This window comes from Klebsiella sp. 4_1_44FAA, from assembly GCF_000238715.1.
In the GTDB taxonomy this organism is placed as follows: domain Bacteria; phylum Pseudomonadota; class Gammaproteobacteria; order Enterobacterales; family Enterobacteriaceae; genus Klebsiella; species Klebsiella pneumoniae.
The window spans coordinates 212861-233657 of record NZ_JH414799.1; the positions used below are offsets into that span (position 1 = coordinate 212861).

Here is a 20797-nt window from a genome sequence, read left to right on the forward strand (position 1 = left end):
TAGCGCATATGGTGATACACGTCACCCTTCCGGCGGGCTTTTCTTGTCCCGGCAAAAAAACGGGCGCCGAACAACGTCGGCGCCCGTTTCATCTGACAGCGTTTACTCTTTTGGTTTAAAGCGCAGCAAGCGGTTGGCGTTACTCACCACGGTGATCGACGACAGCGCCATCGCCGCGCCGGCGACCACCGGGTTGAGCAGGGTGCCGGTCAGCGGCCAGAGGATCCCGGCGGCAATCGGGATACCCAGCGAGTTGTAGACAAACGCGCCCAGCAGGTTCTGCTTCATATTGCGTAACGTTGCTTTCGAAATCGCCAGCGCATCGGCCACGCCGTGAAGACTATGGCGCATCAGGGTGATCGCCGCGGTTTCAATAGCGACATCGCTGCCGCCGCCCATGGCGATCCCGACATCCGCCTGGGCCAGCGCCGGGGCGTCGTTAATCCCATCGCCAACCATCGCCACTTTGTGCCCCTGGCTCTGCAGACGCTTAATGGCATCGGCTTTACCGTCCGGTAGCACGCCGGCGATCACTTCATCAATGCCGGCTTCTTTGGCGATAGCCTTCGCGGTGGTGGGGTTATCCCCGGTAAGCATCACCAGCCGGTAGCCCTGCCGATGCAAACGCGCCAGGGCGTCGACGCTGTCTTCGCGCAGCGGGTCGCGGATGGCGAACAGCGCGGCGGCCTGACCATCCACCGCCAGCAGCACCGGTGTGGCGCCGCGTGAGGCCTGGGCTGTCATCTCGCTTTCCACCTCGGCGGTATTGATATGCTGCTCGTTGAGCAGCGCCTGGTTACCGAGCAGCAGACGATGACCTTCCGCCTCGCCGCTGACGCCAAGGCCGCGCAGGGTGCGGAAGCCGCTGACTTCCGGCAATGGGCCGTCGGCAGCTTTATCAAGGATCGCTCGCGCCAGCGGATGGCTTGAGCCCTGCTCCAGCGCGGCGGCAAGACGCAGCGCGGTATGCTCATCAACGCCAGCGAAAGTTTTCACCGCCACCACCTGCGGCTTGCCTTCGGTCAGGGTGCCGGTTTTATCGAAAACCAGGGTGTCGAGTTCACTGGCGCGCTGCAGCGCATCGGCATCGCGCACCAGCACGCCGTACTCCGCCGCCCGGCCAACGCCGGAGATAATCGACATCGGCGTCGCCAGGCCTAAGGCGCACGGACAGGCGATAATCAGTACTGTGGTGGCAATGACCAGGGTATAGACGATCTGCGGCGCCGGGCCGAAGAAGTACCAGATCGCAGCGCTGATCAGCGCAATGACGACCACCGCCGGAACAAATACGGCGGAGATTTTATCCGCCAGCTGGCCGATCTCCGGTTTGCTGCTCTGCGCCTGGCGCACCATGCGGATAATTCTTGCCAGCGTGGTCTGGCTGCCGACGGCGCTGGCGGTAAACAGCACGCTGCCATCCTGCACCACGGTCCCGGCGTGAATGGCGTCGCCATCGCCTTTTTGCTGCGGCACCGGTTCGCCGGTGAGCATCGCTTCATCAAACCAGGCTTCGCCCTGGCTTATCATGCCGTCGACCGGGACGCGGTCGCCGGTAGTCAGGCGCAGCGTCATGCCGGCCTGAACTTCCGCGAGCGGCAGATCTTTCTCGCCCTCGGGCGTGACGACCCGCGCCGAAGGCGGCGTCAGGTCGAGCAGTTTTTCCAGCGCTTTCGAGGAGCGCTGACGCGCGCGGGCCTCCAGCATATGGCCGAGGTTAATCAGGCCGATAATCATCGCGCTGGCTTCGTAATAGAGATGGCGGGCTTCCATCGGGAACCACTGCGGCCACAGGTTGACGCTCATCGAGTACAGCCAGGCGACGCCGGTGCCGAGCGCCACCAGCGTATCCATGGTGGCGGTGCCGTTTTTCAGGCTTTTCCACGCGCTGCGGTAGAAGTGGTCGCCGGCGAAGACCATGACGGCGAGGGTGACAAGGCCGATAACCAGCCACAGCGAACGGTTGTCGTCGTTGACCATCATGTTATCGCCGATCATGCCCCAGACCATCACCGGCACGCCGACCAGCAGGGCGACAATCGCCTGCCAGCGAAAACGTTTCATCGTCGCGAGGGCGGTTTCCTGTTGGCGTTCGCGGCGTTGCAGATCGTCTTCGATCGCCTCCGCGCCATAGCCGGCTTTCTCCACCGCCTGCACTAATTCTGCGGCGGACGCACTGCCCATCACCAGCGCCGTGCGTTCCGCCAGGTTAACCCGCGCCTGTGAGACGCCCGGCACCGCGGCAAGCGCGTTTTGTACCCGGGAGACGCAGCTGGCGCAGCTCATGCCGTTGATCAGCAGCTGTTGACTGTCATCTTCGTCATGGGCTGCCGGAAGCTCAGGAGTGGCCGCTGTCAGTGCTTCCGACGGGATTGATGATTCTGCCAGCGGTTTAGCCTTTGGGTGGCTGAGCTCCGCGCCGTATCCGGCTTGTTTAACGGTATCAATCAGCGCTTGCGCGCTGGCGCTGCCCGTCACATGGGCTTCAGTGAGGGTGACTTCCGCTTGCTCAACGTCAGGACGCTGCTCCAGACTCTCTTTCACGCGTTTGACGCAGTGGCCGCAGGAGAGGCCATCCAGCGTCAGGTCGATAGTGTTAGACATAAATAACTCCTGAATAATTTTCCGGTCAACGATTGACCAGAACCACTCTTTCATCGAGTATTAAGAAGGTTAAACCTTCCAGCAAGGGGAAGGTCAAGGAGAAAAAATGAATATCAGCGATGTGGCGAAAAAAACCGGCTTAACCAGCAAAGCGATTCGTTTTTATGAAGAGAAGGGGCTGGTGACGCCGCCGTTGCGGAGCGAAAACGGCTACCGCACCTATAGTCAGCAGCATCTCGATGAGCTGACGCTGCTGCGCCAGGCGCGGCAGGTGGGGTTTAACCTGGAAGAGTGCCGCGAACTGGTGGCCCTGTTCAACGACCCGTCGCGGCACAGCGCCGATGTGAAAAAACGCACGCTGGAGAAAGTGGCGGATATCGAGAACCATATCCGCGAGCTGCAAAATATGCGCGCGCACCTGCTGGCGCTGGCCGAATCCTGCCCCGGCGACGACAGCGCGGAGTGCCCGATTATCGATAATCTTTCCGGCTGCTGCCATCGCAAGGCGCAGGCTTAACGGACGGCGGGTCTGATTCGTAGCGTAATCCCTTCTACGGCAATCACTTCAACCTTGCTGCCCGCCGCGAAGTCTTCATCGGCAATCACCGGCCAGGAGCTGTCGCCCACGCGGACGTGGCCGCGGCCGTTCACCAGCGGGGCATCCAGCGTCAGGCGGCGGCCCACCAGTTGCTGCCCGCGCTGGTTGAGCTGGGCATCGGCCGGGCGCTGCGTTTTGACGCGCTTGCGCAGCCATTTCGACCACAGCCACGCCGCCAGCAGGGTGAGAACGGCAAACAGCGTGCCTTGCCATTCCCAGCTCAGCGGCAGGAGCCAGGTCAGGGCGCCGGTCACCACGCCGGCGACGCCGCTCCACAGCAGGTATCCGCTGCCGCCCAGCATCTCGGCCGCCAGCAGCAGCCCGCCGAGGCTTAGCCAGAACAGATGGGGGTGTGCGAGGATCATGCCGATCATGATTTTTTCCGATCGCCAGCGCCTTCTTTGATCAGCTCGCTGATCCCGGCGATCGATCCCATCAGGCTGCTGGCATCCAGCGGCATCAATACCACTTTGCTGTTGTTAGCGGCGCCAATCTGCTGCAGCGCATCGGTGTATTTCTGCGCCACGAAGTAGTTGATCGCCTGAATATCGCCCGAGGCGATCGCCGAGGAGACCATTTGGGTGGCGCGGGCTTCCGCTTCGGCGGACCGTTCGCGTGCCTCCGCCTGCAGGAACGCGGACTGCCGTTCGCCCTCGGCCTTGAGGATCTGCGACTGCTTTTCCCCTTCCGCTTTCAGAATTTCCGCCTGTCGCACCCCTTCGGCCTCAAGGATGTACGCGCGTTTGGTACGTTCGGCTTTCATCTGGGCGTTCATCGAGGCGATAAGCTCCGCCGGCGGGCGAACGTCGCGAATTTCGACGCGGGTGATTTTCACCCCCCACGGGTTGGTGGCGTCGTCAACGATATGCAGCAGGCGGGTGTTAATGCTGTCGCGCTGGGAGAGCATTTCGTCCAGCTCCATTGAGCCGAGCACGGTACGGATGTTGGTCATCGTCAGGTTGACGATCGCCTGCTCAAGATTGCTGACCTCGTAGGCGGCCTTTGGCGCGTCGATCACCTGAATAAAGCAGACCGCGTCGATGGTGACGTTGGCGTTATCCCGGGAGATAACCTCCTGCGAGGGGATATCGAGCACCTGCTCCATCATGTTCACTTTGCGGCCGATACGGTCCATAAACGGCACGACTAAGCTTAATCCCGGCTGCAGCGTCTGGGTAAAACGCCCGAAGCGCTCCACCGTCCACTGGTAGCCCTGCGGGACAATTTTCACCGCCGCGGCCACAATAACCAGCGCGACGAAAATAAGGATAGGAATAAAAATTAGCATCAAAAACCTCCTGTCTTGTTGCCTGGCGGGGCGCTACAAGGAAATAGCGCATGTTTAAACTGAGTATATCTTTCTCCTCATCCTGGAGAAAGGAAAGTGCGGTAAACTAGCGCTGTTTCAGAAAATAATCAGGAAGACTCATGAAGGAAAATAACGCGCTTTTGCGTCTCGACGGTGTGGGGTTTAAGACCGACGACGCCGTTATTTTACACAATATCAATTTTCAGCTTCGCGCCGGAGAATTCAAGTTGATTACCGGCCCTTCCGGCTGCGGGAAAAGTACCTTGCTGAAGATTATCGCCTCGCTGCTCAGCCCAACCTCCGGGCGCCTGTTCTTCGACGATGCGGATGTCGCGACGCTGTCGCCGGAAAGGTATCGCCAACAGGTCTCTTACTGCGCGCAGACGCCGGCCCTGTTCGGTGATTCGGTTTACGATAATCTGATTTTTCCGTGGCAGATCCGCAATAAACAACCGGATCCGCAGGCGCTGCTGGCCGACCTGCAGCGCTTTGGCCTTGACGAAAATATGCTGGAAAAATCCATTAACGAACTGTCCGGCGGGGAAAAGCAGCGCGTATCGCTGATCCGCAATCTACAATTTCTGCCGCGCGTGCTGCTGCTGGACGAAATTACCAGCGCGCTGGATGAAAGTAATAAACAGAATGTGAATGAAATTATTCATGGCTACGCAACGGAAAAACAGGTCGCTGTTCTGTGGGTCACCCACGATCGCAATGAAATTTCGCATGCCGATGAAGTGATTACGCTGCAACCTGCCGGCGGAAATATGCAGGAGGTACAGCATGAACGGGCATAACATTACGAACGAATCGCTGGCGCTGTCGATGGTGCTGGTGCTGATCGCTATTCTGGTCAGCTATCGGGAAAAGCTGGCGCTGGAAAAAGATATTATCTGGAGTATTTGCCGGGCGATCGTGCAGCTGATAATCGTCGGCTATGTGCTGAAATATGTCTTTAACGTCAATCATGCGGTTCTGACGCTGTTGATGGTGCTGTTTATCTGCTTTAACGCGGCGTGGAATGCGAAGAAACGCAGTAAATATATCGACAAAGCTTTTATCTCGTCGTTTATCGCCATCACTACTGGCGCTGGACTAACGCTGGCGGTACTGGTGTTTTCTGGCTCGATCGCCTTCGTGCCGATGCAGGTGATCCCGATTGCCGGGATGGTGGCCGGGAACGCCATGGTGGCGGTGGGGCTGTGCTACAACAATATGGGCCAGCGCTTCAGCAGCGAGCAGCAGCAGATTCAGGAGAAACTGAGCCTCGGCGCGACGCCGAAGATGGCCTCAGCGCGGCTGATTCGCGAGAGTATTCGCGCGTCATTGATTCCCACCGTCGATTCGGCGAAAACGGTCGGTCTGGTGAGCTTGCCTGGGATGATGTCGGGGCTGATTTTTGCCGGTATTGACCCTGTGAAGGCGATTAAGTACCAGATCATGGTGACCTTTATGCTGCTGTCGACCGCCAGCCTGTCGACGATTATCGCCGGCTATCTGACCTACCGGAAGTTCTTCAACGCCCGCCATCAGCTGGTGGTGACGCAGCTGAAAAAGCGCCCGTGAACGATCCCGGGTTGCGGCGTTCACGCCTTACCCGGGCTACTTAGGCTACGTTCCGCATAGTTCGCGTAGCCCGGATAAGCGCAGCGCTATCCGGGGAAGGCAACGGATTAGTACAGCAGCGAATAGAGCTGACGACGATATTTGGCGGCCAGCGCATCGCCGGTACCGAGGGCGGCGAGGATCTCCTGCAGCATCTTGCGCGCCTGGCCATCGCCGGCGCCTAAATCTTTCTGCAGATGGCTGAACAGCAGGGCCAGCGCTTCTTCATTACGCCCGACCTGATGCAGCTGCAGCGCCAGCTGGGAGGCCAACTGCGCATCCTCCGGATTCTGTTCCACCTGCTGCTGCAGCTGCTGGATTTCCGGGGTGTCGGCGGCCTGTTTGAGCAGCTCAATCTGCGCCACCAGACCCTGATAGTGGGTATCCTGATCCTGCAGAGGAATGGTTTTCAGCACGCTTTCCGCTTCATCGGAACGGTGCAGAGCAATCAGCGTTTCCGCCAGCAGCAGGCCAATCTGGCTTTCCTGATTCGACAGCTGCCAGGCTTCCTTCAGCAGCGGCAGGGCATCGGCGTATTTTTCTTCCTGCATCAGGGCCAGCGCCTGCTGAGCTTTCAGCTCCTCTTCTCGGGGCAGGACTTTATCCAGCAGGGCGCGGATCGCTTCTTCCGGCTGCGGGCCTTCAAAACCATCCACCGGCTGGCCGTTCTGGAACAGATAAACCGTAGGGATGGCGCGCAGACCAAACTGTGAGGCGAGCATCTGCTCGGCGTCGCAATCGACCTTCGCCAGCGTGAACTGGCCGTTGTATTGGGCTGCCAGGCGCTCGAGCACCGGGGTCAGCTGTTCGCAGTGCTGACTGCGGGCAGACCAGAAATAAAACAGCACCGGAACGTTCATGGACTGCTGTAGCGTCTGCTGCAGGTTCGCTTCGCTAATGTTGACAATATTCTGTTCGGACATGGGCATTTCTCGTTAGTCGATTTCTGTTTTACATGGGGGCGGCATTCCGCGCTTCAACTCAGCCGTGGATAATTTTGTCCATCGCGCGGGCAGGCAGCAGGCGCTTAAGCAGCGCCACCGCGTGGGTGACCAGGGTGACCGGATAGCGCAGCTTTGGTTTATCGCTGGTAAAAGCATGGCGCACTTTTTCCACCACCGCCTCCGGCCCGAGGGTAAAGCGGGCGGCGATACCCGGATTTTCTACGGGCTTATCGCTTTGCGTCTGGTTGACGTTATCGGTAAAGCGGGTGCGGATCGGGCCCGGTTCAATCAGGCTGACCTGAATACCGCTGTGGCGCAGCTCCATGCGCAGCGCGTCGGACCATGCCTCGAGGGCATATTTACTGGCGGCATAGGCTCCGCGGCCGGGACTGGCGATAAGCCCCATCACCGAGGAGGTCATCACGATGCGCCCTTCGCCGTGCGGCGTCATCGCCGGCAGCAGCAGCATGGTGAGCTGATGCGCGCCGAAAAAGTTAGCGGAAAATTGCTGTTCCATCTGCTGGCGGCTGATGGTGTTCAGCGGGCCATAGACGCCATACCCGGCGTTATTGAACAGGCCGTAGAGACGATTATCGGTCAGCGCAATCACCTCCGCTGCCGCGCGCTCCACGCTCTGCGGGTCATCCAGATCGAGCAAAATACCGGTTAGCCCCAGCTCCTGCATCCGCGCGACATCCTCTGCTTTGCGGCAGGCCGCCAGCACGCGAAAGCCCTGGCGGGTTAAATCCAACGCGCTTTCCAGACCAATTCCGCTGGAACAGCCTGTCACTAAAACCGTTTTTTGCATAACTTTACCTGTCAGCGACCCCTGGCGTTCAGGAGTCATGATTAACTAAGGGAGCCAGCCGCTTCGCCATCCAGTCGGCGATAAACGGCTGCGCGTCGCGATTTGGGTGAATGCCGTCGTCCTGCATCCATTGCGGCTTGAGATAGACCTCCTCCATAAAAAAGGGCAGGAGAGGAATAGCGAACTCTTTGGCCAGGGCCGGGTAAATCGCGCCGAAGGCTTCATTATAGCGGCGGCCATAGTTCGCCGGCAGGTGAATTTGCATCAGCAGCGGCTCGGCGTTGGCCGCTTTGATATCTTTAATAATGGTGCGCAGCGTATGCTCGGTCTGCTGCGGCGGAAAACCGCGCAGTCCGTCATTGCCGCCGAGCTCAACCAGCACCCAGCGCGGCTGGTGCTGCTTAAGCAGCGCTGGCAGGCGAGCCAACCCCTGCTGCGAGGTATCGCCGCTGATGCTGGCGTTCACCACCGGCGTTTTCGCCTGCCACTGCTCATTGAGCAGCGCCGGCCAGGCGGCGTTGGCCGCCATCCGATAGCCAGCGCTCAGGCTGTCGCCGAGGATCAGCAGCGTGTCCGCCGCCATCGCGCGGCAGGTAAACAGGAACAACAACAGGAAAGGCACATGCCAGCGGAAAACATACTTGAAGTTCATCATCTTAAGAAGTCCGTCGGTCAGGGGGAGCATCAGCTCTCCATCCTTACCGGAGTTGAGCTGGTTGTCAAACCGCGGCAGACCATCGCCCTGATCGGCGAGTCGGGTTCCGGTAAATCGACCCTGCTGGCGATCCTCGCCGGCCTCGACGATGGCAGCAGCGGGGAAGTATCGATGCTGGGCAAACCGCTGCACCGGATGGATGAAGAGGCGCGGGCGGCGCTGCGGGCGCAGCACGTTGGTTTTGTTTTTCAGTCGTTTATGCTGATCCCGACGCTCAACGCCCTGGAGAACGTCGAGCTGCCGGCGTTGCTGCGCGGCGCCAGCGATAGCCAGAGCCGGGGCGATGCCCGCGCGCTGCTTGAGCAGCTGGGACTTGGCAAACGCCTGCACCACCTGCCGGCGCAGCTCTCCGGCGGCGAACAGCAGCGGGTGGCGCTGGCCCGGGCCTTTAACGGGCGCCCGGCCATTCTGTTCGCCGATGAGCCCACCGGCAACCTCGATCGCCAGACCGGGGACAAAATTGCCGATCTGCTGTTCTCGCTTAATCGCGAACACGGCACCACCCTGATCCTCGTCACTCACGATCCGCTGCTGGCGGCGCGCTGCGATCGCCGTCTGCGCCTGGTGGATGGCCAGCTGCGGGAGGAAGCATGATCGCCCGCTGGTTCTGGCGCGAATGGCGCTCGCCGTCGCTGCTGATCGTCTGGCTGGCGTTAAGCCTCGCCGTGGCCTGCGTGCTGGCCCTGGGGTCGATAAGCGATCGGATGGAGAAAGGCCTTAGCCAGCAAAGCCGTGAATTTATGGCCGGCGACCGTACGCTGCGTAGTTCGCGCGAGGTACCCGCCGAGTGGATCGCACAGGCGCGGAAGTCAGGGCTGACCGTCGGCGAGCAGCTGAGCTTTGCCACCATGACGTTCGCCGGTGATACGCCGCAGCTGGCGGACGTTAAGGCGGTGGACGACCGCTATCCGCTGTATGGCACCCTCGAGACGCAGCCGCCGGGGCTGAAGCCGCAGGCGGGGAGCGTGCTGCTGGCGCCAAGGCTGATGGCGCTCCTGAACCTGAAAACCGGCGATACGATTGACGTTGGCGATGCCACGCTGCGCATTGCCGGGGAGGTGATTCAGGAGCCGGATGCAGGGTTTAACCCCTTCCAGATGGCGCCGCGACTGATGATGAATATGGCCGACGTGGCAAAAACCGGGGCCGTGCAGCCCGGCAGTCGCGTCGCATGGCGCTATAAGTTCGCCGGCGACGCTGAACAGCTGGCCAATTATGAGCAGTGGCTGCTGCCGAAGCTCGGCCCGGAGCATCGCTGGATTGGCCTTGACCAGGACGACAGCGCGCTGGGCAAATCCCTCGAACGCTCGCAGCAATTCCTGTTGTTATCCGCGCTGTTGACGCTGCTGCTGGCCGTCGCCGCAGTGGCGGTAGCGATGAGCCACTACTGCCGCAGCCGCTATGATCTGGTCGCCATACTCAAGACGCTGGGCGCCGGAAGGTCGCAGCTGCGCAAGCTTATCGTCGGCCAATGGCTGCTGCTGTTGACGCTGTCGGTGATAACCGGCGGGGTGGCGGGCTTGGCGCTGGAGCGTCTGCTGCTGCTGGTTCTCAAACCGGTGCTGCCCGCCGCGTTACCCGCTGCCAGCGGTTGGCCGTGGCTGTGGGCTATCGGGGCGACAGGCGTCATTTCCCTGCTGGTGGGCCTGCGACCCTATCGACTGCTGCTGGCGACCCTGCCGCTGCGAGTGCTGCGTCAGGATGTGGTGGCTAACGTCTGGCCGTTGAAAATCTGGATCCCGGCGGTTAGCGTCGTGGTGGTGGGCCTGTTGGCCTGGCTGCTGGGCGGCAGCCCGCTGCTGTGGTCGGTGCTGGCCGGGGCGGTGGTGCTGGCGCTGCTGTGCGGCCTGGTGGGCTGGGGATTGCTGTGGCTGCTCAAACGCCTGACGCTCAAAGCCTTGCCGCTGCGTCTGGCGGTGAACCGCCTGCTGCGCCAGCCGTGGTCGACCCTCAGCCAGCTGGCGGCGTTTTCCCTGTCGTTTATGCTGCTGGCGCTCCTGTTGGTGCTGCGCGGCGATCTGCTTGACCGCTGGCAGCAGCAGTTGCCCCCGCAGAGCCCGAACTACTTTCTGATCAATATCGCCCCTGAGCAGATAGTGCCGGTGAAGACCTTCCTTGCCGAACACCAGACGCGGGCGGCGGAATTCTATCCGATCGTCCGGGCCCGTCTGACGCAGATCAACGGTCAATCCACGAACGGAAACAAAGACGAAGCGCTGAATCGCGAGCTTAATCTCACCTGGAGCGAACAGCGTCCGGATCATAATCCGCTGGTGGCCGGCAGCTGGCCGCCGAAGCCGGGCGAGGTATCGATTGAGGAGGGGCTGGCGCAGCGGCTGGGGATAAAGATCGGCGATACAGTGACCTTTACCGGAGATACCCAGGAGTTCAGCGCGAAGGTCAGCAGCGTGCGCAAAGTAGACTGGGAGAGCCTGCGGCCAAACTTCTTCTTTATTTTCCCCGCCGGGGCGCTGGACGGGCAGCCGCAGAGCTGGCTCACCAGCTTCCGCTGGGATAACGGTCCCGCGATGTTGACCCAGCTGAACCGCGAGTTTCCCACCGTCAGTCTGCTGGATATCGGCGCCATCCTGCGTCAGGTCGGCCAGGTGCTCTCCCAGGTCAGCCGGGCGCTGGAGGTGATGGTGGGCCTGGTGACAGCCTGCGGCGTGCTGCTGTTGCTGGCGCAGGTGCAGGTCGGTATGCGTCAACGCCATCAGGAGCTGGTGGTCTGGCGCACGCTGGGGGCAGGAAAATCGCTGCTGCGCGCTACGCTGTGGGCGGAGTTTGCCCTGCTGGGGCTGGTTTCCGGCCTGGTGGCGGCGATAGGCGCGGAAGTGGCGCTGGCGATGCTGCAGACGAAAGTCTTTGATTTTCCCTGGGCGCCGGACTGGCGCCTGTGGGTGTTGCTGCCGCTGACGGGAGCGGTGTTGTTATCCCTGTGCGGCGGCGGGCTGGGGCTGCGTCTGTTAAAAGGAAAAGCGCTATTCCGCCAGTTTAGCCAGTAAGAATATTGCATTTTGATGATGCGCCGCCTTTTTTGGCGGCGCTTTTATTTTAAACGCACAAATTGATAAATCATTGATTTTTAAGAGCACAAAACATTAAAAACCCAACAACACGCTATGCTGATTCGCGGTTAATATTCAACTGGAAAATATAAGGTGGCTTATTAATCAAGGAAAAACTATGGCACACACAATAAAAGCGCTGGCGATCTCGATCGGCGCAGCATTAGCGTTAACGTCATTGCCTTCCCACGCGGAGATTACGCTGCTGAAACAAGATCCGCAGGCGGGCGATCCGTTAAGCCGGCTTAACTTTACCGTCGGCGGCAGTATCCGGCCGCAGTTCAACATGATGACCGGCGATGGCGACAAAGGCTCCTATAAGCGTAACGGTTTTGACGGCGGCACCCGCTTCCGCTTCGCGGCGGATTACTACCTGTTCGATGATATTAGCTGGATCAGCTACTATGAGCTGGGCGTGAACATTCCGGCGCTGTTTGACTGGGATAACCACTACGCGGAAGGCGCGAACAATACCACCCGCCGCATGCTGTATACCGGCCTGAAAAGCGATACCTGGGGTACGTTAACCTACGGGCAGCAGAACAGCATTTACTATGATGTGGTGGGGGTGAAAACCGATATCTGGGACTACGATATGATCGGTCAGGCCCCGGGGAACGGTATTAATGGCGATTACGATGGCTCCTATCGTTCACGTAATATGCTGAAATATAAGAAAACTGTAGGTGATGTCGATCTTTACGGATCTTATCTGTTCGAAGACAGCGAATACCTGCCGGGTAACGGCCTGCGCTACAAGCGTAAAGGCGGTGGTTCTGTTGGCGCGGACTACCACATCATGAAGGATCTGACCTGGGGTACCGCGTGGAACTACACCCGCGCGGAAATGCGCGACCCGTCAAGCGCCGACAGCAAAACCTATGACCAGAATATCGTCGGTACCGCGCTGAGCTGGACCCCGGATAACTGGACCTTCTCCTTCGGCGGCGGCTGGTATCAGAACTTCCTCACCACCAAGAAAACCGATGTGCATAATTACTTTGCCGGTGACGCCTGGGGGATTGAATATTTTGCGGGCTATAAATTCCCGATCAATCAATACGCTGTTAAATCTATTCAGCCGTACTTTATGGGCGACCGTCTGGAATATGTGAACGGCCGCAACTATCAGCGTATCGATAACGGTCTGGGGATTAGCTTCCAGCTGGATTACGGTTTCCGCGTTGACTACGAACACGTGTTTACCTCCAGCACCGACAACCTTGGCGATATGAACCTGGTCCGTCTGCGCTACGACTTCTAAGCGGTCACAACTCCCCGGTCGCGCGCGCTTACCGTGGCTACAAATCGCGCCGACCGGTAGCCCGGCTAAGGCGTTTACGCCGCAAGCCGGGACAATAGAGCATGCGATTACTTCGCCAGCCAGGCTGCGACCTCCTGCCAGCTGCCGCGAAAGAGAATTTTCCCGGCTTTTTTCCCCAACTGATAGCGATACATCGGGTCGTAGTATTCTTCCAGCAGCGGTACCAGCCAGGCAAAGTGCGCCTCGGTGCTGGCGGTGCGCTGCTGCTGCACCAGCGCCTCATCGAGCCGTTCAGTGAGCTGAGCAAAACGCTGCAGCCCCAGGCGACGGCGGATGGCAAACAGGCCGTGATGCAGATACTCGCCGTATGCCTGCCAGCCTTTCTCTTCGCCATACGCGGCGATAAAGTCGCGATACATGCGATCGAAATACTCTTCGCGCAGCCGTTCGAGGCGAACGTCAAACGGATCTTCCACCACCGCCAGCGGCGACTGCGCCATGCGGAGGCGCAGGCTCTCCGGTAGATGATTGGCGCCGATCATATGGCCTTCATCTTCCAGCACCCAGCGGGTCTGCTGTTCGGCTTTTTTAAGCAGGCTGACCGCCAGGTGGTTTTCAAAGGTGGCCTGTGGATGCTGATCCTGCAGGGTTCGACCGAATGAAGAACCGCGGTGATGAGCAAGCCCTTCCAGGTCGATACCGTCCGGGCGCGAGCAGACCAGTTGAGTTTTGCCGTTGCCGGTGCAGCCGCCAATCAGCACGATCGGGCGCTGCACCAGTTCGTCGGTGGCCTGGATCGCCGCCTGGCGTAGCGCTTTATAGCCGCCGACGATCAGGGGGTAATCCACGCCAGCTTCTTTCAGCCACTGCTGGACGATATGCGAGCGCTGGCCGCCGCGGGCGCAGCACAGGTAACCGTGTGGGTAACGGGCGCACGCTTCCAGCCACGCCTGAGTACGGCTGGCGCGCAGGTCACCCTGGACCAGTTTATGGCCGAGCGCCAGCGCCGCTTCCGGCCCCTGACGCTTGTAGCAGGTGCCGACCGCGGCGCGTTCTTCATCATTCATCAGCGGCAGGTTGATCGCCGCCGGCATCGCGCTTTGGCTAAACTCCACCGGGGCGCGTACGTCAATCAGTGGCGTATCGCTGGCGAGAATGGCGCGATAATCCGTCCCATTGGTCATGGGGTATCCTCTGAAGTCAAAACAGAAATGAGCTTTACAGCAAGGGGGGGATTGTACGCGCCTCAAGGTGTGCCGGGGAAGGGGATAGATCAAATCCCCGGCACGAAGGGCTTAGCTGAGCTGCGATTGCGCCCAGACCAGGCCGCTGGTGTACTCCGGCGGCAGCAGCGGCTTGATCGCTTCCAGCGTCGCGCTCAGGCGATCGGTATCGCTGTCGGTGAGGTTCAGGTGGCCGACTTTACGACCCGGGCGCACCTCTTTGTCATACCAGTGCAGGTGCACCAGCGGCAGCTTCAGCCAGTCGTAGTTAAGATCGGTGCCGATCAGGTTGATCATCACCGACGGGCTGTTGACCACCGGCGGCGGCAGCGGCAGGCCGGTAATCGCCCGCAGATGCAGCTCGAACTGGCTGATAGACGCCCCGTTCTGCGTCCAGTGGCCGCTGTTGTGCACCCGCGGCGCCAGCTCGTTAATCAGCAGCCCCTCGGCGGTAACGAAGCACTCCATCGCCATCACGCCGACATAGTTCAGCTCGTTCATGATCGCCGTCAGCATGCTTTCCGCCTGTTCCTGCTGGCGAGCGTTGGCCTGCGGGAAGGCGACGCTGGCGCGCAGAATACCGTCCTGATGCAGGTTACGGGTCAGCGGGTAGAAGACGGTGCTACCGTCATGAGCGCGGGCGCCCACCAGCGATACCTCGCCGGAGAAGTTAATCCCCTGCTCGACGATGCACTCGCCGTAGTTATCGGCCGGTAGCTGATCGATCTCGTTTTCCCGCAGACGCCACTGGCCGCGGCCGTCGTAACCGCCAACGCGACGCTTAACGATCGCCAGTTCGCCAAGGCGAGCAAACACCGCCGGCCACTCGCTTTTATCCGCCAGCAGCTGCCACGGGGCGGTGGCGAGGCCAAGCTTGTCAAACAGCTGCTTTTGCGTCAGGCGGTCGGCGATAATCGGGAAGACATCGCGGTTGACGAACGCCGGGTGGCGGGCCAGCTCGCGGGTGAGGGCGGTTTCCGGCCAGCGTTCAATTTCTGCCGTGATGACGCTCTGCTGGAACGGCACCGCTTCCGGGTCGGCTTCCAGGCCGACCGGCCAAACGGCGATGCCCAGCGGCTCGCCGGCCTGGCGCAGCATACGGCCTAACTGGCCGTTACCGAGCACGCATACCTGTTTCATGCCGCACCCCGCGGATCCGGATTATCCAGCACTTCATCGGTTTGCGCCTGACGCCAGGCGCTCAGGCGCTGGTGCAGTTCTGTATCATGCTGGGCAAGGATCTGCGCGGCGAGCAGGCCGGCGTTCGCAGCGCCAGCTTTGCCGATGGCCAGGGTACCGACCGGAATGCCGCGCGGCATCTGCACAATGGAGTAGAGGCTGTCGACACCGCTTAAGGCTGCGCTCTGAACCGGTACGCCGAGCACCGGCACAAGGGTTTTCGCCGCAATCATGCCCGGCAGATGCGCCGCGCCGCCTGCTCCTGCAATAATCACCTGATAACCGTGGCTTTCGGCGCTTTCAGCAAAGCTGAACAGCTTATCGGGCGTGCGGTGGGCGGAGACCACTTCGACATGGTACGGAACGTTCAGGGCATCAAGGATTTCTGCGGTAAATTGCATGGTAGCCCAGTCGCTTTTGGACCCCATCACGATGGCGATACGCGCCGAATTATTGCGGGAAGACATGCGTCTTAAAACTCCTGTGGGTGTGTTTCACACTGCTTTAGAGGCCACAGAGAATAGCATGAACTGCCAGCAAGGAAAACGGTTGCGTGCGCATGGTTAGCCGTCTTTTGTCTCGCCTGGAGGTGTTGGCGTGGGTGCCTGATTGACCTTTATCTCCCTCATGATACAGGTGATAAGCAGCACTAACCCCCACGGGAGCATCAGGGTGCCCATAAGCAGTAAATAGATTTGTACCAGCCGGCTATCGTGAGGTCGGGTGCAGAGCAAATAAATGGCATAAAAATAGATAGCCCACGCCAGCATCGCACACCAGACAAACGTCAGCGTGTTGCCGATAACGACGCCGATTAAGGCGATATAACTTACCCCTAACGGATTGAGGATCGCGATGATCATTCCCCACATCAGCGGCTGACTCCACCTTTTCCTGCTCATGCTCGTTCCTTGAGAGTGACGTTGTGGAAGACTAGCATGCAGGGCGGGGGGAAGCGCGCACCTTCGCCCGGGCAAAAGGCGCTTTCGGAATTGTGCTCGCGCAGGAATTAGAACGGAAAGTGGATTAGTTCGACGTCGTCCGGCGTCACCTTGACCATCGAACCTTCGCTGTGCCAGGCGCCAAGTACCACGCGCCATGCGGGTTGGCCGTTGGCCTGCAGTTCATGGACCGCCGGGCGATGGGTATGGCCGTGGATCAGCCACTGCACGTGATGCCGCTCCATCGCGTCAACTACCGCCTGTGGATTTACATCCATAATTTCCATAGATTTACTGCTGTTGGCGGCTTTGCTGTCGGCGCGCATGCGGGCGGCGATGCGACGGCGGATAAACAGCGGCAGGGCCAGGAACAGACGCTGGATCCACGGGGTGTGGACTTTGGCGCGAAACGCCAGATAGCCTTGGTCATCGGTGCACAGCGTGTCGCCATGCATGATCAAGACTTCACGGCCATAGAGGTCCAGTCGCTCTTCTTCGGCGAGCAGGATCATCCCGCTCTGGCGGGCAAAGCGCTGGCCGACGAGAAAATCGCGGTTGCCATGGATGAAGTAGCACGGCACGCCGGCGTCGACGACGGCTTTGATTGCCGAGGCAATTTGTTGGTGCAGCGGGTTAGGATCGTCATCGCCGATCCATGCCTCAAACAGATCGCCAAGGATATACAGAGCGTCCGCCTGGCGGGCTTCGCCCTGTAAAAAACGCAGAAAACCGGCGGTGATCGCCGGTTCTTCTGTTTGCAGGTGCAAATCTGCAATAAAAAGTGTCGCCACGAATTACTCGCTGACGGTGACGCTTTTGATGATCACATCATCTTTCGGCACATCCTGGTGCATGCCGCTGCGGCCGGTGGCAACCGCTTTGATTTTGTCTACCACGTCCATGCCTTCAACCACTTCCGCGAAGACGCAGTAGCCCCAACCCTGCAGGCTTTCGCCGGAGAAGTTCAGGAAGTCGTTGTCAACCACGTTGATGAAGAACTGCGCGGTGGCAGAGTGCGGCGCCTGAGTACGGGCCATCGCCAGCGTGCCGCGGGTGTTTTTCAGACCGTTGTTCGCTTCGTTCTGAATCGGAGATTTGGTCGCTTTTTGTTTCATGCCAGGTTCAAAACCGCCGCCCTGAATCATGAAGCCGTTGATAACACGGTGGAAAATGGTGTTGTCGTAGAAACCTTCGCGGCAGTAGTCCAGGAAGTTTTTAACTGTTTCCGGCGCTTTGTCGTCAAACGTTTTGATTACGATATCGCCATGATTGGTGTGGAAAGTAACCATTTTTGCATCCTGTTCCGATGAGTGTGGTGCCAGCACCCGGTGTCGGGTGAGATATAGGGGGGTGTTATAGCATAACCGCGGGGGTCGATGCACCTTGCAATGTGTGCTGCGTCCGGTCTGAATTATGGGTATTATAGAGACTTCATTACCCACACACGTCTACACGGAATCTTCGATGTTAAAAATTTTTAATACACTGACGCGCCAGAAAGAGGAATTTAAACCTATCCATGCCGGGGAAGTCGGCATGTACGTGTGTGGTATTACCGTTTACGATCTCTGTCATATCGGCCATGGACGTACCTTCGTCTCCTTTGACGTCGTGGCGCGCTATCTGCGTTTTCTCGGCTATAAGCTGAAGTACGTGCGCAATATCACCGATATCGACGACAAAATCATTAAGCGCGCTAATGAAAACGGCGAAAGCTTTGTCGCGCTGGTCGATCGCATGATTGCCGAAATGCACAAAGATTTTGACGCGCTGAATATTCTGCGTCCCGACAGCGAGCCGCGCGCAACGCACCATATTGCGGAGATCATTGAGATCACCGAGCAGCTGATCGCCAAAGGCCATGCTTACGTGGCAGATAACGGCGACGTGATGTTCGACGTGCCGACGGACCCGAACTACGGTCTGCTGTCGCGTCAGGATCTCGATCAACTGCAGGCGGGGGCGCGCGTCGACGTGGTTGACGTCAAGCGTAACCCGATGGACTTCGTCCTGTGGAAAATGTCGAAAGAGGGCGAGCCGAGCTGGCCGTCGCCGTGGGGCGCGGGCCGTCCGGGCTGGCATATCGAGTGCTCGGCGATGAACTGCAAGCAGCTTGGCAACCACTTCGATATTCACGGCGGCGGTTCGGATCTGATGTTCCCGCACCATGAAAACGAAATCGCCCAGTCCACCTGCGCCCACGACGGCGAATACGTCAACTACTGGATGCACTCCGGCATGGTGATGGTTGACCGCGAGAAGATGTCGAAATCGCTGGGTAATTTCTTTACCGTCCGCGACGTGCTGAAGTATTACGATGCGGAGACGATTCGCTACTTCCTGATGTCCGGCCACTATCGCAGCCAGCTGAATTACAGCGAAGAGAACCTCAAGCAGGCGCGTTCGGCGCTGGAGCGTCTGTACACCGCGCTGCGCGGGACGGACAAATCCGTCGATGCGGCGGGTGGCGAAGCCTTCGAAGCACGCTTTATCGAGGCGATGGACGACGACTTCAACACCCCGGAAGCCTACTCGGTGCTGTTCGATATGGCGCGTGAAGTGAACCGTCTGAAAACCGAGGACGCGGCCGCGGCGAACGCCATGGCGGCCCACCTGCGTAAGCTTGCTGCGGTACTGGGTCTGCTGGAGCAGGAGCCGGAGGCGTTCCTGCAGAGCGGCGCGCAGGTTGACGACGCGGAAGTGGCGGAGATCGAATCGCTCATCCAGCAGCGTCTGGACGCGCGCAAAGCGAAAGACTGGGCGGCGGCGGATGCGGCGCGCGACCGTCTCAACGAGATGGGCATTGTGCTGGAAGATGGCCCGCAGGGCACCACCTGGCGCCGGAAGTAAGCCATAAAAAAACGCCCGCAAAAGCGGGCGTTTTTATTTTCGTTGTCAGGCCGTGACGGTCACGCTCTGGCCTTCAAAGCTCACCGTCTGACCAGCGACGATTTTGCAGCGTTTGCGGGTTTCCACCGCGCCGTCGACTTTTACCAGCCCGTCGGCGATGGCGATCTTCGCCTGGGCGCCGCTTTCGCTCCAGCCTTCCAGCTTCAGCAGATCGCACAGCTCAACGTGCGGGTGTTTACCTAAGGAAAATGTCGCCATCTCAGGCCTCCTCAACGTCGTGATACTCTTCGCACGCCTGCAGCGTGTTCTGGATCAGGGTGGCGACGGTCATCGGGCCAACGCCGCCGGGAACCGGGGTGATGTAGGACGCGCGTTCGGCGGCATCTTCATACACCACGTCGCCGACCACTTTGCCGCTTTCCAGACGGTTGATGCCGACATCGACCACAATCGCCCCTTCTTTAATCCACTCGCCAGGAATAAAGCCCGGTTTGCCCACCGCGACGATCAGCAGGTCGGCGTTTTCGACATGATGGCGCAGGTTTTTTGTAAAGCGGTGGGTGACGGTGGTGGTGCAGCCGGCCAGCAGCAGCTCCATGCTCATCGGGCGACCGACGATATTGGAAGCGCCAATGACCACCGCATTGAGGCCGTAGGTGTCGATATTGTAGCGTTCCAGCAAGGTCACGATACCGCGCGGAGTGCACGGACGCAGGCGCGGCGCGCGCTGGCACAGGCGGCCAACGTTGTAAGGATGGAAGCCGTCGACGTCTTTATCCGGCGCGATGCGCTCGAGAACTTTGACGTTATCGATCCCTGCCGGCAGGGGCAGCTGAACCAGAATACCGTCGATGGTCTTATCGGCATTCAGAGTGTCGATAAGCTCCAGCAGCTCGGCTTCGCTGGTGGTTTCCGGGAGATCGTAAGAGCGGGAGACGAAGCCCACTTCTTCACATGCTTTGCGCTTGCTGCCGACATAAATCTGCGAGGCCGGGTTGCTGCCGACCAGCACGACGGCCAGCCCAGGGGCGCGTTTTCCGGCCGCAACGCGAGCCTTCACTTTTTCCGCAACCTCAGAGCGTACCTGCTGCGCAATCGTTTTACCGTCAATAATTTTTGCTGCCATCAGAGAGAGGATTCCATCTGTATCTTTACGAAAGGGGGATGAGGATATTTTGTCAGAAGCGGGCCTCGCTGTCAGTCCTCGTTTGCTGTTTTATCCTGTCTGAGGCTAATTTAGCCTGTTATGACCATGGTTATTACATGGTTATTGGTGCGTTGCGCCTGGCCACTGAGTCGATTTACGCGCGCATTAGCCCCGGCGGTATGCTTCTTGTACAGTTGGTGGGGGATATTTCGCCAGCGTCGTATAAGCCCCGCAGTTTCCTGGCAAAATGGATTGACTCGACCGACGTGGACCGTATAATTCCACGCGTTTCACTCCGCGAAGCACTTGCTTCTCAGGGCGCCCTTAGCTCAGCTGGATAGAGCAACGGCCTTCTAAGCCGTAGGTCACAGGTTCGAATCCTGTAGGGCGTACCATTTTCATTTCTCTTAACGTCTCTCGAAGTCTACTAAATCCAGCATATACGCGGCATTCGCCAATATCTCATTATCTCAACGTCTACTATAGTCTATTGAAATCCACATTCATGTGGGGGTACATTTGGGGGTAGATTCCTGTTCAAT

At 59.3% G+C, this 20797-nt stretch carries 22 protein-coding genes and 1 tRNA gene; 8 read left to right on the plus strand and 15 right to left on the minus strand.

What is annotated here, in order from left to right:
* Window positions 1-102: 102 nt before the first annotated feature.
* Window positions 103-2604, minus strand: coding sequence for a copper-exporting P-type ATPase CopA (gene copA / locus HMPREF1024_RS19420; RefSeq protein ID WP_009307959.1), 2502 nt, complete (start codon window positions 2602-2604; stop codon window positions 103-105).
* A gap of 106 nt (window positions 2605-2710) precedes the next feature.
* On the opposite strand from copA, the gene cueR reads away from it, so the two are divergent.
* Window positions 2711-3121, plus strand: a complete 411-nt coding sequence (gene cueR, locus HMPREF1024_RS19415) for a Cu(I)-responsive transcriptional regulator (protein WP_002892208.1) — start codon at window positions 2711-2713, stop codon at window positions 3119-3121.
* Here cueR and HMPREF1024_RS19410 read toward each other — a convergent pair.
* Window positions 3118-3576, minus strand: a complete 459-nt coding sequence (locus HMPREF1024_RS19410; RefSeq protein WP_004142979.1) for an NfeD family protein — start codon at window positions 3574-3576, stop codon at window positions 3118-3120. The two genes, cueR and HMPREF1024_RS19410, sit on opposite strands and share 4 nt — an antisense overlap.
* Window positions 3573-4490, minus strand: a complete 918-nt coding sequence (locus HMPREF1024_RS19405) for an SPFH domain-containing protein (RefSeq protein ID WP_002892258.1) — start codon at window positions 4488-4490, stop codon at window positions 3573-3575. Before HMPREF1024_RS19405 ends, HMPREF1024_RS19410 begins: the two co-directional genes overlap by 4 nt.
* 140 nt (window positions 4491-4630) lie before the next feature.
* Here HMPREF1024_RS19405 and fetA point away from each other — a divergent pair, with 140 nt between their 5' ends.
* Complete coding sequence (fetA, locus tag HMPREF1024_RS19400; RefSeq protein ID WP_004177224.1) at window positions 4631-5308, plus strand: iron ABC transporter ATP-binding protein FetA; 678 nt, start codon at window positions 4631-4633, stop codon at window positions 5306-5308.
* Window positions 5295-6077: an iron export ABC transporter permease subunit FetB gene (gene fetB / locus HMPREF1024_RS19395; protein WP_009307960.1), complete on the plus strand. Its 783-nt coding sequence runs from the start codon at window positions 5295-5297 to the stop codon at window positions 6075-6077. Before fetA ends, fetB begins: the two co-directional genes overlap by 14 nt.
* Window positions 6078-6184: 107 nt before the next feature.
* On the opposite strand, the gene HMPREF1024_RS19390 is transcribed toward fetB, so the two are convergent.
* From HMPREF1024_RS19390 to tesA, 3 genes are read right to left on the minus strand one after another with little or no spacing between them, the layout of a single operon-like run.
* Window positions 6185-7039 carry a co-chaperone YbbN gene (locus HMPREF1024_RS19390; protein WP_002892263.1) on the minus strand — a complete coding sequence of 285 codons (855 nt, stop codon included), beginning with the start codon at window positions 7037-7039 and terminating at the stop codon, window positions 6185-6187.
* Between the two features lie 58 nt (window positions 7040-7097).
* A complete protein-coding gene (locus tag HMPREF1024_RS19385; RefSeq protein WP_009484702.1) occupies window positions 7098-7907 on the minus strand; it encodes an SDR family oxidoreductase in 810 nt (269 codons plus the stop codon).
* Window positions 7897-8520 carry a multifunctional acyl-CoA thioesterase I/protease I/lysophospholipase L1 gene (gene tesA / locus HMPREF1024_RS0125895; protein ID WP_032451336.1) on the minus strand — a complete coding sequence of 208 codons (624 nt, stop codon included), beginning with the start codon at window positions 8518-8520 and terminating at the stop codon, window positions 7897-7899. Before tesA ends, HMPREF1024_RS19385 begins: the two co-directional genes overlap by 11 nt.
* Between tesA and ybbA the strand changes: the two genes are divergently transcribed.
* Both ybbA and ybbP read left to right on the plus strand, forming a co-directional pair.
* Complete coding sequence (gene ybbA / locus HMPREF1024_RS0125900; protein ID WP_004146399.1) at window positions 8491-9177, plus strand: putative ABC transporter ATP-binding protein YbbA; 687 nt, start codon at window positions 8491-8493, stop codon at window positions 9175-9177. The two genes, tesA and ybbA, sit on opposite strands and share 30 nt — an antisense overlap.
* Window positions 9174-11588 carry a putative ABC transporter permease subunit YbbP gene (gene ybbP, locus HMPREF1024_RS19380; protein ID WP_009307962.1) on the plus strand — a complete coding sequence of 805 codons (2415 nt, stop codon included), beginning with the start codon at window positions 9174-9176 and terminating at the stop codon, window positions 11586-11588. Before ybbA ends, ybbP begins: the two co-directional genes overlap by 4 nt.
* Here ybbP and HMPREF1024_RS31155 read toward each other — a convergent pair.
* Window positions 11565-11678, minus strand: coding sequence for a hypothetical protein (locus HMPREF1024_RS31155; RefSeq protein ID WP_020316407.1), 114 nt, complete (start codon window positions 11676-11678; stop codon window positions 11565-11567). The two genes, ybbP and HMPREF1024_RS31155, sit on opposite strands and share 24 nt — an antisense overlap.
* A gap of 91 nt (window positions 11679-11769) precedes the next feature.
* On the opposite strand from HMPREF1024_RS31155, the gene HMPREF1024_RS19375 reads away from it, so the two are divergent.
* Window positions 11770-12915, plus strand: a complete 1146-nt coding sequence (locus tag HMPREF1024_RS19375) for a porin (RefSeq protein ID WP_004142997.1) — start codon at window positions 11770-11772, stop codon at window positions 12913-12915.
* Window positions 12916-13022: 107 nt separating this feature from the next.
* On the opposite strand, the gene mnmH is transcribed toward HMPREF1024_RS19375, so the two are convergent.
* The 6 genes from mnmH to ppiB all read right to left on the minus strand — a co-directional run bounded on the left by mnmH (window position 13023) and on the right by ppiB (window position 17547).
* Complete coding sequence (gene mnmH, locus HMPREF1024_RS19370) at window positions 13023-14099, minus strand: tRNA 2-selenouridine(34) synthase MnmH (protein WP_004151323.1); 1077 nt, start codon at window positions 14097-14099, stop codon at window positions 13023-13025.
* 111 nt (window positions 14100-14210) lie between these two features.
* Complete coding sequence (gene purK, locus HMPREF1024_RS19365) at window positions 14211-15278, minus strand: 5-(carboxyamino)imidazole ribonucleotide synthase (RefSeq protein ID WP_009307963.1); 1068 nt, start codon at window positions 15276-15278, stop codon at window positions 14211-14213.
* The gene (purE, locus tag HMPREF1024_RS19360) at window positions 15275-15784 is read right to left on the minus strand and encodes a 5-(carboxyamino)imidazole ribonucleotide mutase (RefSeq protein ID WP_004178780.1); all 510 of its coding nucleotides are present in this window, start codon (window positions 15782-15784) and stop codon (window positions 15275-15277) included. The genes purK and purE overlap by 4 nt, the downstream gene beginning before the upstream one ends.
* Window positions 15785-15880: 96 nt before the next feature.
* The gene (locus tag HMPREF1024_RS19355; RefSeq protein ID WP_004183230.1) at window positions 15881-16219 is read right to left on the minus strand and encodes a hypothetical protein; all 339 of its coding nucleotides are present in this window, start codon (window positions 16217-16219) and stop codon (window positions 15881-15883) included.
* Between the two features lie 107 nt (window positions 16220-16326).
* Entirely contained in the window at window positions 16327-17049 is a 723-nt protein-coding gene (gene lpxH / locus HMPREF1024_RS19350) for a UDP-2,3-diacylglucosamine diphosphatase (RefSeq protein WP_004151320.1), read from the minus strand.
* Window positions 17050-17052: 3 nt separating this feature from the next.
* Window positions 17053-17547, minus strand: coding sequence for a peptidylprolyl isomerase B (gene ppiB, locus HMPREF1024_RS19345; protein ID WP_004151319.1), 495 nt, complete (start codon window positions 17545-17547; stop codon window positions 17053-17055).
* Between the two features lie 175 nt (window positions 17548-17722).
* Between ppiB and cysS the strand changes: the two genes are divergently transcribed.
* Window positions 17723-19108, plus strand: coding sequence for a cysteine--tRNA ligase (gene cysS / locus HMPREF1024_RS19340; RefSeq protein ID WP_004143010.1), 1386 nt, complete (start codon window positions 17723-17725; stop codon window positions 19106-19108).
* 45 nt (window positions 19109-19153) lie between these two features.
* Here the strand turns inward: cysS and ybcJ are convergent, their stop codons facing one another.
* Complete coding sequence (gene ybcJ / locus HMPREF1024_RS19335; RefSeq protein WP_004143016.1) at window positions 19154-19366, minus strand: ribosome-associated protein YbcJ; 213 nt, start codon at window positions 19364-19366, stop codon at window positions 19154-19156.
* A 1-nt stretch (window position 19367) separates the two neighbouring features.
* Entirely contained in the window at window positions 19368-20234 is an 867-nt protein-coding gene (gene folD / locus HMPREF1024_RS19330) for a bifunctional methylenetetrahydrofolate dehydrogenase/methenyltetrahydrofolate cyclohydrolase FolD (protein WP_004143017.1), read from the minus strand.
* Window positions 20235-20573: 339 nt separating this feature from the next.
* Between folD and HMPREF1024_RS19325 the strand changes: the two genes are divergently transcribed.
* Window positions 20574-20650, plus strand: a tRNA-Arg gene (locus HMPREF1024_RS19325).
* Window positions 20651-20797 lie beyond the last annotated feature (147 nt).